The organism is Neoroseomonas terrae, assembly GCF_018129025.1.
Lineage (GTDB): Bacteria > Pseudomonadota > Alphaproteobacteria > Acetobacterales > Acetobacteraceae > Neoroseomonas > Neoroseomonas terrae.
This window is the reverse complement of the sequence record NZ_JAAEDI010000034.1, coordinates 45703-62589: the sequence shown is the minus strand read 5'-3', so window position 1 is coordinate 62589 and position 16887 is coordinate 45703. Positions and strand designations below refer to the sequence as shown.

General features: G+C 69.9%; 15 protein-coding genes. 9 read left to right on the top strand and 6 right to left on the bottom strand.

Annotated features, from left to right (window positions below):
- On the top strand, positions 1-545 hold a 545-nt coding region (locus GXW78_RS24505; RefSeq protein WP_211871533.1), incomplete at its 5' end, for an energy transducer TonB.
- Between the two features lie 5 nt (positions 546-550).
- Here GXW78_RS24505 and GXW78_RS24500 read toward each other — a convergent pair.
- From GXW78_RS24500 to GXW78_RS24480, 5 genes are all read right to left on the bottom strand, one after another.
- Positions 551-997 carry an NUDIX hydrolase gene (locus tag GXW78_RS24500; RefSeq protein ID WP_211871532.1) on the bottom strand — a complete coding sequence of 149 codons (447 nt, stop codon included), beginning with the start codon at positions 995-997 and terminating at the stop codon, positions 551-553.
- Between the two features lie 87 nt (positions 998-1084).
- Entirely contained in the window at positions 1085-1333 is a 249-nt protein-coding gene (locus GXW78_RS24495) for a hypothetical protein (RefSeq protein ID WP_246522599.1), read from the bottom strand.
- 119 nt (positions 1334-1452) lie between these two features.
- The gene (gene trxA, locus GXW78_RS24490; RefSeq protein ID WP_211871531.1) at positions 1453-1785 is read right to left on the bottom strand and encodes a thioredoxin TrxA; all 333 of its coding nucleotides are present in this window, start codon (positions 1783-1785) and stop codon (positions 1453-1455) included.
- An 82-nt stretch (positions 1786-1867) separates the two neighbouring features.
- Positions 1868-5017: an efflux RND transporter permease subunit gene (locus GXW78_RS24485; protein ID WP_211871530.1), complete on the bottom strand. Its 3150-nt coding sequence runs from the start codon at positions 5015-5017 to the stop codon at positions 1868-1870.
- A gap of 4 nt (positions 5018-5021) precedes the next feature.
- Positions 5022-6215, bottom strand: coding sequence for an efflux RND transporter periplasmic adaptor subunit (locus GXW78_RS24480; RefSeq protein ID WP_246522598.1), 1194 nt, complete (start codon positions 6213-6215; stop codon positions 5022-5024).
- 172 nt (positions 6216-6387) lie between these two features.
- Between GXW78_RS24480 and GXW78_RS24475 the strand changes: the two genes are divergently transcribed.
- From GXW78_RS24475 to GXW78_RS24450, 6 genes are all read left to right on the top strand, one after another.
- Positions 6388-7068, top strand: a complete 681-nt coding sequence (locus tag GXW78_RS24475) for a lysophospholipid acyltransferase family protein (RefSeq protein WP_211871529.1) — start codon at positions 6388-6390, stop codon at positions 7066-7068.
- Between the two features lie 337 nt (positions 7069-7405).
- Entirely contained in the window at positions 7406-8779 is a 1374-nt protein-coding gene (locus GXW78_RS24470; RefSeq protein ID WP_211871528.1) for a 3-deoxy-D-manno-octulosonic acid transferase, read from the top strand.
- Positions 8780-9769 carry a tetraacyldisaccharide 4'-kinase gene (gene lpxK / locus GXW78_RS24465; RefSeq protein ID WP_211871527.1) on the top strand — a complete coding sequence of 330 codons (990 nt, stop codon included), beginning with the start codon at positions 8780-8782 and terminating at the stop codon, positions 9767-9769.
- Positions 9770-9870: 101 nt separating this feature from the next.
- Entirely contained in the window at positions 9871-10437 is a 567-nt protein-coding gene (locus tag GXW78_RS24460; protein ID WP_211871526.1) for a DUF2889 domain-containing protein, read from the top strand.
- A gap of 126 nt (positions 10438-10563) precedes the next feature.
- Positions 10564-12750 (top strand): excinuclease ABC subunit UvrB, encoded by a 2187-nt coding sequence (gene uvrB, locus GXW78_RS24455; protein ID WP_272876902.1) that lies wholly within the window; start codon positions 10564-10566, stop codon positions 12748-12750.
- 104 nt (positions 12751-12854) lie between these two features.
- Complete coding sequence (locus GXW78_RS24450; RefSeq protein WP_246522597.1) at positions 12855-13091, top strand: hypothetical protein; 237 nt, start codon at positions 12855-12857, stop codon at positions 13089-13091.
- Positions 13092-13095: 4 nt separating this feature from the next.
- On the opposite strand, the gene GXW78_RS24445 is transcribed toward GXW78_RS24450, so the two are convergent.
- Positions 13096-14550 carry an alpha/beta hydrolase gene (locus GXW78_RS24445; protein WP_211871525.1) on the bottom strand — a complete coding sequence of 485 codons (1455 nt, stop codon included), beginning with the start codon at positions 14548-14550 and terminating at the stop codon, positions 13096-13098.
- Between the two features lie 81 nt (positions 14551-14631).
- On the opposite strand from GXW78_RS24445, the gene GXW78_RS24440 reads away from it, so the two are divergent.
- Positions 14632-15642, top strand: a complete 1011-nt coding sequence (locus GXW78_RS24440) for an AI-2E family transporter (RefSeq protein WP_211871524.1) — start codon at positions 14632-14634, stop codon at positions 15640-15642.
- A 17-nt stretch (positions 15643-15659) separates the two neighbouring features.
- Entirely contained in the window at positions 15660-16883 is a 1224-nt protein-coding gene (locus tag GXW78_RS24435; protein ID WP_211871523.1) for a patatin-like phospholipase family protein, read from the top strand.
- The last annotated feature ends 4 nt before the right edge of the window (positions 16884-16887 follow it).

Sequence of the window (16887 nt, the reverse complement as noted above, 5' to 3'; positions counted from 1 at the left end):
CCGAGCGCCCGCCGGCGGTGGCCCAGGCACCGGTCCAGCCGCTGCCCCCGCCCCCTCCGCCGCCACCACCCGCGCCATCGACGCCGCCGCAACTGGCTGAGCGCCTGCCGCCGCTCGACCTGACGCAGCGCCCGCCGCGTCTGGGGGACCCCGGGCGCCAGGGCGCACCGCGCCGCGGCCTGGACCTCAGCCCTGGCGCCACCCTGCCGGGCCCGGGCGATACGACGGAACAGCTTCGCGTCCGCGGCGCCGAAGCGGGCCCGGACTGGCGCGCCGCCTTCCGCCGCTGGCTGGACCAGAATCTGCGCTACCCGCGCGAGGCGATTGACCTGCGCGAACAGGGCCCGGTCACGGTGCGCATCCAGACCGGGCCGGACGGCCGCGTGCGCGGCGTCGAGCTACGCTCGGCATCGCGTTCGCTTCACCTGAACTTCTACTCGCAGAACATCTTCCGCGGCGCCCAGCTACCGCCCTTCCCGCCCGGTACGGCCGAAGCGCAGGTCACGATCGACCTGACGATCAACTACATCCTGTATGGCCGGTAGCGGGATCAGGCCACCCGCAGCCGCAGGCCGCGCAGCACCTGCGCGAGGCCAGGTTCGGAAACCAGTTCGGCGGCCGCCTCAGGCGGCACCCAGCATTTGCGGCGCTGGCCGCGCTCGGGCCAATCAAGCGCCCGCGCCTCGACCGAGAGGGCGAATATCTCAACCTCGCAGACCGCGCGGCGGCCATCCGGCAGGCGCTTGCGGTAGGTGTAGGCGCCGATCGGCTCGCTGCCCGCCTTGCCGAGCAGGCCGGCCTCCTCGAACGCCTCCCGCGCCGCAAGATCCTGCGGCGCCACGCCCTTTTCCGCCCAGCCTTTCGGGATCACCCACCGCCCGCGGCCGCGCGTGGTGATGAGCATGACGTGCACCTCGCCACCGTGCTCGCGGATCGGCAGCGCGGCATACTGACGGCGGCGGCTGCGGCCCCACGCCGCGCCACTCTGGCGTCCCACGGCTGGATTCCCCCCTTCGGTCGCTGCGAATCGGCAGCCGGGGAAGAATCGCAGTTTCCCGAGTCAGCCGTCTACCGTGCCGCGGCCTCAGGCGTGTCCCACCTCACCAAAAGCGTCTCGATTGGTGCTGCGCACCACCGCAGCGAACAGGCGCAGCGCATCCGGCCCGCCGCGATCCAGCAGCGCACCATCCTCCATCTCGCGAGCGAGAATCTCGGCGTGGTCGGCAAGCGTCTCGGCGGCGCGGCGAAGCGCCTCCCGCGACAATACGAGTTGGACGTCGTCGGTAAGGTGATTCCACTCGGCAGCCGGCATCGCGCTTCCCATCAGGGTCATGCGCCGTCCTGGCGATTGCGCGGCTCGGCGGCCGCAGCGGGATGATGCGACGGGAGTGGTTAATCAGTCGTGTGCACGCAGCCATCGGAGAGGGGGCCACCCCCTCTCCGATCATAGTCTCACCCGCCGATCGCGCCGGAAATCCAGGTCTTCAGCGCGCCCTTCGGCATGGCGCCGACCTTCGTCTCCACCGGCTTGCCATCCTTGAACAGGATCATGGTGGGGATGCCGCGCACCGCATACTCGGTCGGAGTCATTGGATTCTCGTCGATGTTTACCTTCGCGATGGTCAGCTTACCGGCGAATTCCTCGGCCAGCTCGTCGAGGATCGGCGCGACCATCCGGCAGGGGCCGCACCATTCGGCCCAGAAGTCCACGAGCACCGCCCCCGGCGCCTCAAGCACGTCCTGCTTGAAGGTGTCGTCGGAGACAGGCTTGGTCAGGTCACCCATCGGGGGGTTCTCCATCAAGGGGGGTCCGGGAGCCCGCAGGCTCCCAGGTTGTTACAACAGATCGTGCGCCAGCAACATTTGGTCAAGCATGAGGTGCCGCGCTCGCGCTTTCGCGTCCAAACAGGCGGCCCTTGATGCGCTCCCGCAGGTTCTGGAACACGACGTAGAGCATTGGGATCATGAAAATGCCGATGGAGGACGCTGCCAGCATGCCCCAGAAGACCGGCGTGCCGACGGCGCGGCGGCTGATCTCCGAGGCGCCGTGGGCAACGACCAGCGGGTACAGCCCCAGGATGAAGGCGAAGGACGTCATCATCACCGCGCGGAACCGGAGCTTCGCCCCCATCACCGCGGCGTCGCTGACCGACAGCCCCTCCCTCTCCCGCTGCTCCTTCGCGAACTCGATGATCAGGATGCCGTTCTTCGCCGCGAGCGCAATGAGCACCACGATGCCGACCTGGGCGTAGAGGTCGAGCGACAGGCCCGCCGGCCCGATCGCGATCATCGCCCCCAGCACGCCGACCGCGACGGACAGCAGCACCGGCACCGGGATGGTCCAGGATTCGTACAGCCCGACGAGGAACAGGAAGGCGAACAGCACCGCCAGCGCCAGGATGGTGCCGGTCTGGCCCGACGCCGCCTTCTCCTGGAAGGCGGTGCCCGTCCATTCGAAGGAATAGCCACGCGGCAGCGTGTCGCGCGCGACCTGTTCCATCGCCGTCAGGCCGTCGCCGGAGGACCGCCCCGGCGCCGGCTCGCCGTTGATCGTCAGGCTGCGGACGTTGTTGTAGCGGATGATGCTCTGCGGCCCGAACTCGATGCGCGCCTCGGCGAAGGCGCGCACCGGGATCATCTCGCCATCCGCGTTGCGGACATGGATGCGGTAGATGTCGGGGATGCTGTTGCGGTCCGCCTGCTCGGCCTGGAGGCTGACCTTCCAGGTGCGCCCGAACAGGTTGAAGTCGTTCACATAGGCGCCGCCCATCGCCGCGGACACAGCGGCGAAGATGTCGTTCAGCGACAGGCCGAGCACCTGCGCGCGATTGCGGTCGATGTCGAGATAGACCGATGGCGTGGTCGCCGAATAGGTCGAGAAGACGCGCGTCAGCGTCGGGTTCTGGTTCGCCGCCAGCACCAGGGCGCGCATCACCGCTGCCATCTCGCCGGGCCCCTGGCCTTCCAGGTTCTGCAGCTGCAGCTCGAAGCCCCCGGAGGTGCCGAGCCCGATGATCGGTGGCAGGTTGAAGGGGATCACCTGCGCCGGAACCTCGGCCGTCTCGCGCGCCAGCGCCGCGATCAGCGCGTTGACGCCCAGGGCGGGGCTGCTGCGCTCATCGAACGGATCGAGCGTCAGGATCAGGAAGCCCGAATTCGACTGCGCCAGCCCGTTCAGCATGGAGTAGCCGGTGATGGTGACGACGTCGCGCACGCCATGCAGGTTCCGCGCGATCTCCTCGACCCGCTTCGCCACCTCCAGCGTGCGGTTGAGCGAGGCGCCCTCCGGCAGGCGCAGTTCCACGAAGAAGGCGCCCTGGTCCTCCTGCGGCAGGAAGCCCGTGGGCGTGCGGCTGCCGACGCCGACGATGCCACCCATGAACAGCAGCAGCAGCGCGATGGACACGATGGCGACGCGCACCAACCGCGCCACAATGCCGGCATAGCCGTCCCGCACCCAGTCGATGCCGCGGGAGATGCGGCCCATGATGCCCTTCTTCGGTCCGTGATGCGGCTTCAGCAGCACGGCGCACAGGGCCGGGGACAGCGTCAGCGCGTTGATCGCCGAGAAGAACATGCCGACCGACACGGTCACCGCGAACTGGCGGAACAGCTCGCCCGAAATGCCGGGAATGAAGGCGAGCGGCACGAAGACCGAGAGCAGCACCAGCGTGATCGCGATGATCGGCGCGGTGATCGTCTCCATCGCCTTCTTGGTCGCGTCCTTCACCGACAGCGAATGGTCGGCCTCCATCGTCGCTTCCACCGCCTCGACCACCACGATAGCGTCGTCCACGACGATGCCGATGGCGAGCACCATGGCGAGCAGCGAGACGGTGTTGGCCGAATACCCCATCGCGTTCAGCACGATGAATGTCGCGATCAGGCTGACCGGCACGGCGATCAGGGGAATGATGGTCGCGCGGATCGAGCCCAGGAAGATGAACACCACGAGCACGACCAGGACGAAGGCCTCGATCAGCGTGTGGATGACCTCCTCGATCGTCAGCTTCACGAAGGTCGTGGTGTCATAGACCACCGCGTATTCGAGGCCCTCGGGGAAGCGGGACGCCAGGTCGCGCATCGCCCGCGCCACGCCGTCCGCCGTGCCCACGGCATTGGCCCCGGGTGCGAGGTAGATCTGGATGCCGATCGCATCCTGCCCGTTCAGGCGGGTGCCGACATCCTCGTTCCAGGCGCCGAGCTCGATGCGCGCGACATCACGCACGCGCAGCACGGAGCCGTCCGGATTGGCCCGCACCACGATGTTCGAGAATTCGTCGGTGCTGACCAGCCGCCCGGTAGTGCGGATGTTGAGCTGGTAGGAGGTGTCGTTGCTCGCCGGCTGCGCGCCGACGCGCCCGAGCGGCGCGACCTGGTTCTGTGAGCGGATCGCCGCGACGATGTCGGCCGGCGTCAGGCCGAGCGCGGTCAGCCGGTCCGTCTCGAACCAGATGCGCATCGCATAGTCGCGCTGGCCGAACATGAAGGCGTCGCCGACGCCCGGCACGCGCTTCAGCACGTCCATCACGTTGATGGTCGCGTAGTTCGAGATGAACAGCGAATCCTGCGCACCATTGGTCGACCGCAGGGTGATCACCTGCAGCATCGCGGAGGATTTCTTGCGCACCGACAGGCCCTGCCGCTGCACTTCCTCCGGCAGCTGGGCCAGCGCAAGCTGCACCCGGTTGTTGACGTTCGTCGTGTTCTGGTCCGGGTCGGTGCCGACCGCGAAGCTCACGGTCAGGGTGTAGGACCCGTCATTGCCGCTGGTGGACCGCATGTAGATCATGTTGTCCACGCCGTTGACCTGGCTTTCGATCGGCTGGGCGACGGTCGCCTCCACCACCTCGGCCGAGGCGCCCGGATAGGTCGCCGTCACCGTCACCTGCGGCGGCACGATGTCGGGGAACTGCGCCACCGGGATCGAGCGCAGCGCGACGAGCCCGGCGATGGTCATGACGATGGCGATGACGACCGCGAGCCGCGGCCGATCGACGAAGACCTTGCTGATCATCGGTTCAGCCGCCGCTCGGCGTATTGGCCGGTACCGCGCCGCTCGGCGGCAGATCCTGCTGCCGCGGCGTGACCGGCTGGCCCGGACGGGCCCGTTGCGATCCCTCGGTGATGATGAGCTGCCCGACCTCGAGTCCTTCCGTGACCACCACCTGACCGACCGGGCCCGGGCTGGTGCGGACGCGCTTCACCTCCACCTTGTTGTCGGCGCCGACCACGAGGACGAAGGGGCCCTGCTGGTCGATCTGCAGCGCCGATTGCGGGATCACGATGGCCTCCTGCGGGTTGGCCGATTCGATGACGACGGTGACCGCCTGGCCATCAGTGAGGAGCTGCTGGGCGTTCGGCACCACAGCCTGCACGAGCACCGAATCGGTCGACCGGTTCGCCGCCACATCGACGAATTCGAGCCGCCCGGCGCCATCCATCATCGTGCCGTCCGGCAGACGAATGCGCACCTTGAGGCCATCGGCCGACGCATCCGGGCCGGCGCGCCGCACACGCAGCAACTCGCGCTGCGTGACCGGGAAGGACACCCTGATCGGGTCATCGCGCACCACCGTGACCAGCACGCCCGAATCGGGCCCGACCAGGTTCCCCGGGCTGAGCGGCGAGCGCCCGGCCCGCCCGTCGAAGGGCACGCGGATCTCGGTGTAGCCGTACTGGATGCGCGCCTGGTCGAGCTGCGCCCGCGCGGCATCGACCTTGCCCTTCGCCTCGCCCTCGGCGGCGATGCGTTCATCCAGCGTGGATTGCGGGATGTTGTTGGTGCGGACCAGCTCCCGCCCGCGTGTCACCTGCAGCGTGGCGTTGCGCAGCTCGGCCTCGGCCTGCTCCACCTGCGCCTGCCGCAGCGCCACCTCGGCCGCGAAGGGTCCCTGTTCCAGCGTGAACAACAGGTCGCCGGCCTTCACCCGGTCCCCCTCGGTGAAGTGTCGCGTCACGAGGAAGGCGTTGACGCGCGCCCGGACATCCACCTTGTCGATCGCCTCGACCCGGCCGATGAACTCGACCCCCTGCGAGATCGGCTGCCGTTCGACGCGGATGACGAAAACGGTGGGCGCGGCCGCCGGCGCCGCCTGCGGCGCGGGGGCTTCGTCCTTGCAGGCGGCCAAGGGCAACGCCAATCCGGCGATGGCACCGAGCATCGCGAGCGTCATGCCCTTGCGGCGCGCGCCGCGCCCTCGTTCACCCAGCATGCCGACCATCCCAATCATCCAGACGCAACGTTCCGCAGTCTCGCATGCCGCGGCGCGGTGAAGAAGGTCCGGACGCGGGACGTTCCGGGGGGTCACCTGGCCGCCCCGTTTCGTCCGGCGCCGCCGGCATGCTAGGGGCCGCAGCCGTGACCGAACGCTTCCCCCCGACACGATGGCCAGGCGCCTGATTCGCCACCCCGCGACGCAGGGGCTGCTGGCCTGGCTGGTAGCGACGTATCTGCGCCTCGTCTGGGCCACCACGCGATGGACCCTGGTGGGAGAGGAGCACGCCCAGCCCCTCGCCGACCGGCCGATCATCCTCGCCTTCTGGCATGAGCGGCTGCCCCTCGCGGCACTCGGCTGGCGCCTGCTGGCGCGCCGCGTGCTGAACCGGGCCGGCGCCCGGCGCGCCCAGGTGCTGATCTCCCGCCACCGGGACGGCCGGCTGATCGCGAATGCCGTCCGGCCATTCGGCATCGACGTGGTCCATGCCTCCTCCTCGAAGGGCGGCGCCGCGGGGCTGCGGGGCCTCGCGCGCATCCTCGCTGGCGGCGGCGTCGCGGTGATCACCCCCGATGGGCCGCGCGGGCCGGCGCGGGTGGCGGCGCCGGGCGTGGCCCAGCTCGCCGCCCTGTCCGGCGTGCCGGTGCTGCCCTGCGCCGTCGCCTCCTCCCGCATGAAGCTGGCGCGGTCGTGGGACCGGATGCGCTTCCCCCTGCCCTTCGCCCGCGGCTACGCCGTGGTCGGCGCGCCCGTCGCGGTGGACCGGCACGACGCGGAGGCGGCGCTGCCGGCAATCGCCGCGGCACTGACGGACGCCTGCGCGCGGGCCGATTCGATGGCGGGCGCATGAGGGCGGCGGTGGTTCGCGGAGAGGGGCTTTGCCCCTCTCCGGACCTCACCCCACCAAAGGCCGAAGGGCCTTTGGAAACCAATACTTGGCACGGCGCGGTACCATCGCGTGCCGCGAGCAAGGCCGCATTGCGCCCGGCCCGTCCCCACACGCCCGCCGAAGCCTACAGGCGGACGTGGCGCGCGACGGCGACCCTTGGCTCTCATCCAGGCCACCGCGCACCGCGCCAGGTCGAGGTTTGCAAAGGCCCTTCGGCCTTTGCCGGGGCGGCTTGGGGGGGCAGTGCCCCTCCAATTCCGCAGCGGACGACGGACGGCACCCGATGGCCCCCGCCGGCATGACCCCCCTCGCCTGCGCCTGGCACTGGGCCGCGACCTCCGCCGCGCCGCTCCTGCCGGCGTACCTCCGCCGTCGCGTCCGCCGCGGCAAGGAGATCGCCGAGCGCCTGCCCGAGCGCTTCGGCCTCGGTGCCGCGCGGCCTGACGGGCGGCTGCTGTGGCTGCATGCCGCAAGCGTCGGTGAGACGCTGTCGATCCTGCCGCTCATCGACGCCCTGGCTGCGGCTGCGCCGCGCCTATCCTTCCTGGTCACCACCGGCACGGTCACGTCGGCGACGCTTCTCGCCCGACGCCTGGCCCCCGCGCTGGCGGGGCGGGTGAGCCACCGTTTCATCCCGCTCGACGTGCCAGGGTGGGTCGCCCGCTTCCTCGATGGCTGGCGGCCGGATGCCGGGGTGTTCGTGGAATCGGAGCTGTGGCCGAACCTGATTGGTGCGGCTGCGGGGCGGGGCGTGCCGCTCGCACTGGTCAACGGCCGGATGTCCGAGGTCTCGGCCCGCTGGTGGGCGCGCGCGCCGGGCCTGGCGCGCCGGGTCTTCGCCCCCTTCGCCCTGGTGCTGGCGCAGACCGAGGCCGATTCGACCCGTTTCCGCGCCCTGGGTGCCCGGGCGGAAAGCTGGGGAAACCTGAAATATGCCGCCCCACCGCTGCCGGTGGATGCCGCGGAACTCGGCCGGTTGCGCGCGCTGGTGGCCGGCCGGCCGGTGTGGCTTGCCGCCAGCACCCATCCGGGGGAGGAGGCGATCGCGCTCGCGGCCCATCGGCGGATGGCGTCGGCGCATCCGGGATTGCTGACGGTCATCGTTCCCCGGCATCCCGAGCGCGGGGCCGAGATCGCTGCGCTCGCTCAGGGCCTGCGCCTGGCCCGTCGCGGGCTGGCGGAGGATCCGGCCGCGGATACCGGGGTGCTGCTTGCCGACACGCTCGGCGAACTGGGGCTGTTCTACCGGCTGGCGGATGCGGCCTTCGTCGGCGGCTCGCTGGTGCCGCATGGCGGGCAGAATCCGCTTGAGCCGGCGCGGCTCGGCTGCCCTGTGCTGCTCGGCCCCAATGCCTGGAACTTCGCCGAGATCGTCGCCCGGCTGGAGGATGCCGGTGGCCTGGCGAGGGTGGTGCCGGGGCCAGACCCTGCGGCCGCGCTGGCCGAGGCGGTTTCCGCCATGCTAACCAGTCCCGACCGGGGGCGGGCTCAGGCCGAGGCCGCCGCCGGGGTGGCGGCCGAGGAGGCCGGGTTGCCCCAGCGGATCGCCGCGGCGCTGCTGCCGCTGCTGTCCCTGCGGGACGAAGCGGGAGCCGGCACGCCGGGCCCGGACATGGCGGGATCGGTCATCGCCGGGCCGCCAGCGACAGGCATTGTGGACGACAGGAACTGAATGCGCGCTCCAGAGTTCTGGAGCGGCGGTAGCGGGGGGCTCGCGCCCATTCTGCTGTCGCCGTTCTCCGCCCTTTACGCGGCCGCGACGGCGCGGCGCATGTCGCATCCCGGCTGGCAGGCCCCCGTGCCTGTGGTGTGCTGCGGCAATGCGACCGCCGGCGGCGCCGGCAAGACGACGGTCGCCCTCGACATCGGCCGCCGGCTCGGCAATCGCGGCATCGGGGCGCATTTCCTGCTGCGCGGCTATGGCGGGCGCATCAAGGGGCCCGCCCGAGTGGACGTGGCCCAGCACGACAGCACGGCCGTCGGCGACGAGGCCCTGCTGCTGGCGGCGGAACGCCCGACCTGGGTCGCCGCGCACCGCTCGGCCGGGGCGAAGGCTGCGATCGAGGCGGGAGCGCAGGCCATCGTCATGGATGACGGGCTGCAGAACCCGACCCTCGAGAAGGACCTGTCGCTGCTCGTCATCGACGGCTCCTATGGATTCGGCAATGGCCGGGTGATCCCGGCCGGGCCGCTGCGGGAACCGGTGGCCGCCGCCGCCGCCCGCTCCCACGCTGCGGTGATGGTCGGCGACGACGAGACCGGCGCCCTGGCCCAATTGCCGCCTGGCCTGCCGGTGCTGCACGCCCGCCTGGTCCCTGGGCCCGAGGCCGAGTTGCTCGCCGGCCAGCCGGTCTTCGCCTTCTGCGGCATCGCCAATCCGCGCAAGTTCTTCACGACGTTGCAGGAGGCCGGGGCCTTCCTGGCCGGCCGGCAGGCCTATGCCGACCATTACCCCTTCGACGAGGGCGACCTGCGCGACCTGCTGGCGCAGGCGGACAGCCTGCGCGCCACGCCCGTGACGACGCGCAAGGATTTCGTCCGCATCCCGCCCGCCTTCCGCAATCGGGTGACGGTGGTGACGGTGCAGCTCGAATGGGTGGAGCCGGCGGCGATCGAGATCCTGCTCGAGCCCATCGCGGCGCGGGTGCCGGTGGCGGCCTAGCGCCCGGGCATGGCTGCCCCGTGCCCGATGCCGCCTGTGCCGGGTTTCCGGATTCCGCAGGTGGCCAATATGATGCGGCGCAGCAAGCCTGGAACGTCTCAATGCCGCTCTCTACGCCAGCCGACCGCGAACCGCTGCACCGCCGCCAGATCGACATGCGGGGCTATCGCCGTGCCGACGGGCTGTTCGATATCGAGGGGCATCTGGTCGACACGAAGTCCTACGGCTTCGACAATGAGGAGAAGGGCTGGCTCGAGCCCGGCACGCCGCTTCACGGCATGTGGATCCGCCTCACGATCGACGAGGACATGCTGATCCACGCCTGCGAGGCGGCCTCCGACCACACTCCCTATGGCGTGTGCCCCCAGGCGGCGCCGAATTTCGCACGGCTCGCCGGGCTGACGATCGGCCCGGGCTTCAACCGGGCGGTGCAGGAGCGCGTGGGCGGCGTGATCGGCTGCACGCATCTGCGCGAGATGCTGGCGCAAATGGCCACCGTCGCCTTCCAGACCATGTACCCGGTGCGGCGGGAGAAGGAGCTGGCGCGGGAGGCCGCGACCGGCGTCCGCGAGCGCCCGCGCATCATCGGCACCTGCCTGGCCTATGACCCGTCGAGCCCGGTGGTGAAGATGCGTTGGCCCTGGCTGGTGCAGGACGCAGCGGAGTAGGCGCCAAACCGGGCCTGACCAGGCATGGAGGCGCCCCGTCGCGCCGATCAGGGATGCGTGGACCTGTAGCCTGCCGGGACGATGCGCGGGTAGCGTTTCGCCCCCCGCAGGCCCATCTTTCGCTCCATGAATCTGATCACCCCCGGCCCCATGCTGTTCATTCCGGAGAAGCGGCCTGCGCCGCCGCTGGAACGGGCGCTGAAGGTCGTGTCCCCCTACGAGCCGAACGGGGATCAGCCGACGGCGATCCGGGACCTGACGGCGGGGCTGCAGCAGGGCGAGCGTGACCAGGTGCTGCTCGGCGTCACCGGCTCGGGCAAGACCTTCACCATGGCAAAGGTCATCGAGCACCTTCAGCGCCCCGCGCTGGTATTGGCGCCAAACAAGACACTCGCCGCGCAGCTCTACGGCGAGATGAAGTCCTTCTTCCCCGAGAATTCGGTCGAGTACTTCGTCAGCTACTACGACTACTTCCAGCCGGAGGCCTACGTCCCCCGCACGGACACGTATATCGAGAAGGACTCCCAGATCAACGAGCAGATCGACCGCATGCGGCATTCCGCGACGCAGGCGCTGCTCGAACGCTCCGACGTGGTGATCGTCGCCTCGGTGTCCTGCATCTACGGCATCGGCTCGGTCGAGACCTATTCGCGCATGGTCGTGAAGCTGGAACGCGGCGGGCGGATCGACCGTGACGCGCTGGTGAAGGGCCTGGTCGAGCAGCAGTACCGCCGCAACGACGCCTTCTTCGCCCGCGGCACCTTCCGCGTGCGCGGCGAAAGCGTGGATATCTGGCCGTCGCACCTGGACGACCGCGCCTGGCGCATCTCCCTGTTCGGCGACGAGATCGACGGCATCCGCGAATTCGACCCGCTGACCGGCGAGATTACCGGCGAGATGGAACGCGTCGCGATCTACGCGAATAGCCACTACGTCACGCCGCGGCCCACGCTCAACCAGGCGATCTCGCAGATCAAGGTCGAGCTGAAGGAACGCCTCGCACAACTGGAATCCGAGGGAAAGCTGCTGGAACGTCAGCGGCTGGAACAGCGCACCATCTTCGACATCGAGATGATGGAGACGACGGGCTCCTGCAAAGGGATCGAAAACTACTCACGCTACCTGACGGGCCGCCGCCCCGGCGACCCGCCGCCGACGCTGTTCGAATATCTGCCCGAAAACGCCGTGCTGGTCGTGGATGAAAGCCACGTCACCGTGCCGCAGATCGGCGGCATGTATCGCGGCGACTTCGCGCGCAAGTCGATCCTGTCGGAATTCGGCTTCCGCCTGCCCTCCTGCACCGACAACCGCCCGCTGAAATTCGAGGAGTGGGACACCTTTCGCCCGCAGACGGTGTTCGTCTCCGCAACGCCCGGCGGGTGGGAGATGGAGCGCACCCAGGGGAGCTTCGCCGAGCAGGTGATCCGCCCGACCGGCCTCGTTGATCCCGTCACGGAGATCCGGCCCGTCGAGGGGCAGGTCGATGACCTCCTCGCCGAATGCCGGGAGGTCACGAAGAATGGCGGCCGCATCCTGGTCACCACGCTGACGAAGCGCATGGCGGAGGACCTGACGGAATACATGACCGAGGCCGGCATCCGCGTGCGCTACCTGCACAGCGATGTCGACACGCTGGAGCGCATCGAGATCATCCGCGACCTGCGCAAGGGCGTCTTCGACGTCCTCGTCGGCATCAACCTGCTGCGCGAGGGCCTCGACATTCCCGAATGCGCGCTGGTCGCCATCCTCGATGCCGACAAGGAAGGCTTCCTGCGCAGCACGACCTCCCTGATCCAGACCATCGGCCGCGCCGCGCGCAACGCCGAGGGCCGCGTCGTGCTCTACGCCGACACGATGACGAACAGCCTGCGTAACGCGCTGGGCGAGACCGAACGCCGCCGCGCCAAGCAGATTGCCTGGAACATCGAGCACGGCATCACGCCGCAGACCATCCGCCGCGAGATCGCCGACGTTCTGAAGGATGTCTCGCAGGGCGACTACATCACCGTCGATGCCGTGGAGGGCGAGGAAGACCAGAACTTCGTCGGCAAGGACCTGCAGGCCAGCATCGCGGAACTGGAACGCAAGATGCGCGCCGCCGCCGCTGAGTTGGAATTCGAAACCGCCGCCCGCCTGCGCGACGAGATCAAGCGGCTGGAGGCGCTGGACCTCGGCCTCGAACCGAACCTAGCCGGCCGCTCGCTGCGTGAGGCGGCGCCGCGTCCCGACTGGAAACCGAAGCCGATGGGCCCGGGCGGCGGCGGATACGACCCGAAGAAGGCCAAGGGCGGCCGCAAGCGCAAAGGCCCCTGACGCGATCGTGAATCCTGCGGCGGCTGCCGCCGCAATTCCGCCGAGCGCCCGCCACAGCCGAAGGTTGTCCTGCCTCCATCGACCAACACCGATGGAGTTCCACGATGATTGTCTCCCGCCTCCGCATGATGGCCGCCGGCCTTCTCGTTCTCGGCCTGGCCGCCTGTGCCGACCCCGCCGGGCAGCGCGCCCTGATCGGCGGCGGACTGGGTACTGCGGGCGGCGCGGGCATCGCCGCGCTGACCGGCGGTTCCCCGCTGGCCGGTGCCGCGATCGGCGGCGCCGGTGGTGCCGTGGTCGGCGCCGTCACGACGCCGCGCCAGCGCCGCGGCTACTACTGACCGATCAGGGCGGGGCGGTGATCATGCCGCCCCGTACCCGATCCAGCAGATAGGCGAAGAACGGATTCCAGGTGATGCGCGCGAAATGGTTCGCATCCATCACCAGCACGCCGCGCTCGCCTCGCACCGCGATGGCGCCGAGTTCCACGCCCATCGCATCGGCCGGATCGGGCTCGCCACCGTAGAGCCCGTCAGAGGCCGGGAATGGCAGCGCGACATGCGACAGCGAGTACACCGCGCGCGGCCAGTCGGCCCCGAGCGGTGTGACAGCCTCCACCGCGCTGCCCGCGGCGATCCGCCGGGCGACGCCGGCCACGCCCACCCCGTCATTGCCCACCACCGTCACCGCATATCGCCGCGTCGCGGCCGGGAGGATGCGGTCGATCGCGCTGTCGGCGCCGGCCGAGAACAGCGGCCCGAAGCGCAGGCTGCGGTTCAGGTCGAACAGTACCAGCTCGCTGCCGTTCTCGGGCAGCCGGTCATACAGCCGCGACAGCACCGCGGGCGTCGAGACCGTGGCATCCACCACCGACTGGAAGGTCAGCACCGGCGGCAGCGCTGAAAGGCGCTGCGCCTGCGCCAGCCGGTCGAGCTGCACCTCGATCGCTGACGTCAGCCGCCAGGTCTGCCGCGCCGCGTTCACCGGGAAGGAGTTGAACTTGAACGGGTTGAACTCCGGCAGGATGTCGAGCCAGGCGGCCTTGGCGAAACGCGGGAGGAAGGCCGGCAGCCCTGCCAGCCCGGCAAACCGCGCGAAGGCGGTGACGCCCACCATCGGCGAGACCAGGACCAGCCGGTCCGCCTGCGGCAGGCGCTGGTCCTCGATCGCGTCCAGCGCATGCTTCAGTGCCAGTGCGCCACCGTTGGAATACCCCACCAGATGCAGCGGCCCCGTCGCGACGCGTGCGCGCGCCGCCCGCACGGCGAGTCGCGTCGCGGCCATCCATTCCTCCCATACCGCCTCGGTCAGCCCGCCAGGCACCATCCCGTGCCCCGGCAGCCGGATGGCGATGGCGAGGAAGCCGCGCGCCCGGTACGCTTCCGCCAAATGCCGCAGGCTGTAGGGCGCATCCGTCAGCCCGTGCAGGAACACCGCGACGCCGACCGGCGCGCCTGACGGCTCCAGCACGAAGGACCGGTTCCAGTCGCGTACGAAGCGCGTCGGATTCACCGGGCTGTCCGGCGACCAACGCAGGGCGGCGGCGCGGTCCATGGCGTCCAGCCGGTCAGTGACTTCCCGCCGCGTCGCGGCGAAGGCGGCGTCCTCCGCAGCCATCCAGCCGGCCCAGTCGGCGCGGTCGATTGCCTCCAATGACAGCTCCGGCGGGACGAATTCGTGCCACGGGCCAAGCGGTGGGCCGCTCCGCACATCCCACACGCGCAGCGCGACGATAATCAGCAGCAGCGCCAGCACGCCGAACAGAACGCGCCGCAGACTGCGCGAAAGGAAGCCGGCCATGACAACTCCATGCAGCCCTTGCACCCTGCATCGCCCCGATGGAGGGTGGCGCGCAACCTCCGATGCGATGACCCGCCCTCAATGATCGCCGACAGCACGCTCCGCACCCTGGCCGGCATCTGCACGGCCATCCTGCTCGCCGCGGCGCTGTCGCTGGCGCAGTCGGTGCTCGCCCCGGTCGCCTTCGCGCTGTTCCTGATCGCCCTCGCCTGGCCGCTCCAGCGCGGGCTGGAGCCGATGCTCGGTGGCGCCGTCGCGATGGTGGTCACGCTGCTGGTGACGGTCGCGGTGGTGGCCCTGATGGTCTACCTCGCCGCCTGGGGCTTCGGGCGGGTCGGTCGCTGGGTGATCGCGAATGCGCCGATGCTGCAGGAACTCTACCTGCGGAAGCTCGAATGGGCAGCGGCCCAGGGCGTCGAGGTCGCGCCGATCCTCGCCGAGCATTTCAGCATGCGTTCCCTGGTGCGGCTGGCGCAGGAGGTGCTCGGCCAGTTCCAGGGCCTGCTGACCTTCGTCGCCGTCACGCTGGTCTTCATGATCCTGGGCCTGCTGGAAACCGGCGGCACTGCTCGGCGCCTGGCGGCCATGGGGGGAACGGCGCAGGCCGTGCTCGGCGCACTGACCGAGACCGGGTCGAAGCTGCGCACCTACATGGCCGTGCGCACCGTGATGAGCGTGCTGACCGGCCTCGCCGTCTCCGCCTTCGCGTATGCGATGGGGCTCGAGCTCGCGGCGGAATGGGGCGTCATCGCCTTCGTGCTGAACTACATCCCCTTCATCGGATCGTTCCTCGCTACGCTGTTCCCGACCATCTTCGCCATCCTGCAGTTCGGGTCGTGGCAGGCGGCGATCACCGTCTTCGCCTGCCTGCAGGTGATCCAGTTCATGTCCGGCAGCTACATCGAACCCCGGCTCGCCGGCGCGCGGCTCGCCATCTCGGCCTTCATGGTGCTTGTGGCGGTGTTCGTCGGCGCCTTCCTGTGGGGCGTGCCCGGTGCCTTCATCGGCGTACCGGCACTGATCGCCGCGCTGACCATCTGCGAACGCTTCGAGGGCAGTCGTTGGGTCGCGACGCTGCTGTCGGGGAAGTAAGGCAAGGAGATCCGGCCATGACCACCACACCTGGGCGGCGAACCGGCGCCCGCCTCGCGACCTGGCTCGTGGCCATTCTGGTGTTGGCTGGCTGCGGCAACATCAACCGGCTTGACCCACCGCCGCTCGCCGCGACGCCGACCCTGTCGATCGCCGGTATCGACAATGCGCGCTTCTGGCCCGATGCCGACACCGCGCCGCTGCTGCGGGAGATCGCGCAGCTTCGCGAGCGCCAGGCCGCTGGCGCCGCGCCGCGCCAGGTTCCCGCCGCACGCAACTTCCTCGCCTTGTCCGGCGGCGGCGACAACGGCGCCTTCGGCGCCGGCCTGCTGGTCGGCTGGACGGCCTCTGGCCGCCGGCCGACCTTCGACGTCGTCACCGGCATCTCGGCCGGCGCGCTGATCGCGCCCTTCGCCTTCCTCGGCCCCGCCTACGATCCCCAGTTGCGGGAGGTCTTCACCGAGGTCGCGCCGCATGACGTGCTCCAGATGCGCAGCATGCTCCGCGCCGTGCTGTTCGGGGAGGCGCTCGCCGATACCTCACCGCTCTACCGGCTGATCGAGCGCCACGTGAACCCGGCGATGATGGCTGCCATAGCCGCTGAATACGCCCGCGGCCGCCTGCTGCTGATCGGGACCACGAACCTCGATCTCGGCCGCCCCGTGCTGTGGAACATCGGCGCCATCGCCGCAAGCGGACACCCGGACGCGCTCGAGCTGTTCCGCCGCATCCTGCTCGCCTCCGCCTCCATCCCCGGCGCCTTCCCACCGGTGCTGGTGGATGTCGATGTCGCCGGCCGGGCCTATCAGGAGATGCATGTCGATGGCGGCGCGGCGCTGCAGATGTTCCTCTACCCGCCGACCCTCGAACTCCGGGAGCAGGCGCGTGGCCGGCCGGCGCGCGAGCGCACGGCCTGGATCGTACGCAACGGACGGCTGGACACGGAATGGGCGACGACCAACCGTTCCATCCTCAACATCGCCTCGCGCTCGGCCTCGACGCTGCTGCATTACAGCGCGATCAACGACATTACGCGCATCTTCCTGACCACGCGGCGCGACGGGGTGAATTTCCGCCTCGCCTATATCGGCCCGGAATTCGACGCGCCGCGCTCCGAACCCTTCGAGACGGCCTACATGCGGGCGCTATTCGACTACGGATACCGGGCCGGGCAGGAAGGCCGTTGGACGGATTCGCTACGCCCGATCGGATCGATCGAGCGGAACAATCCTGCACCGTAACCGG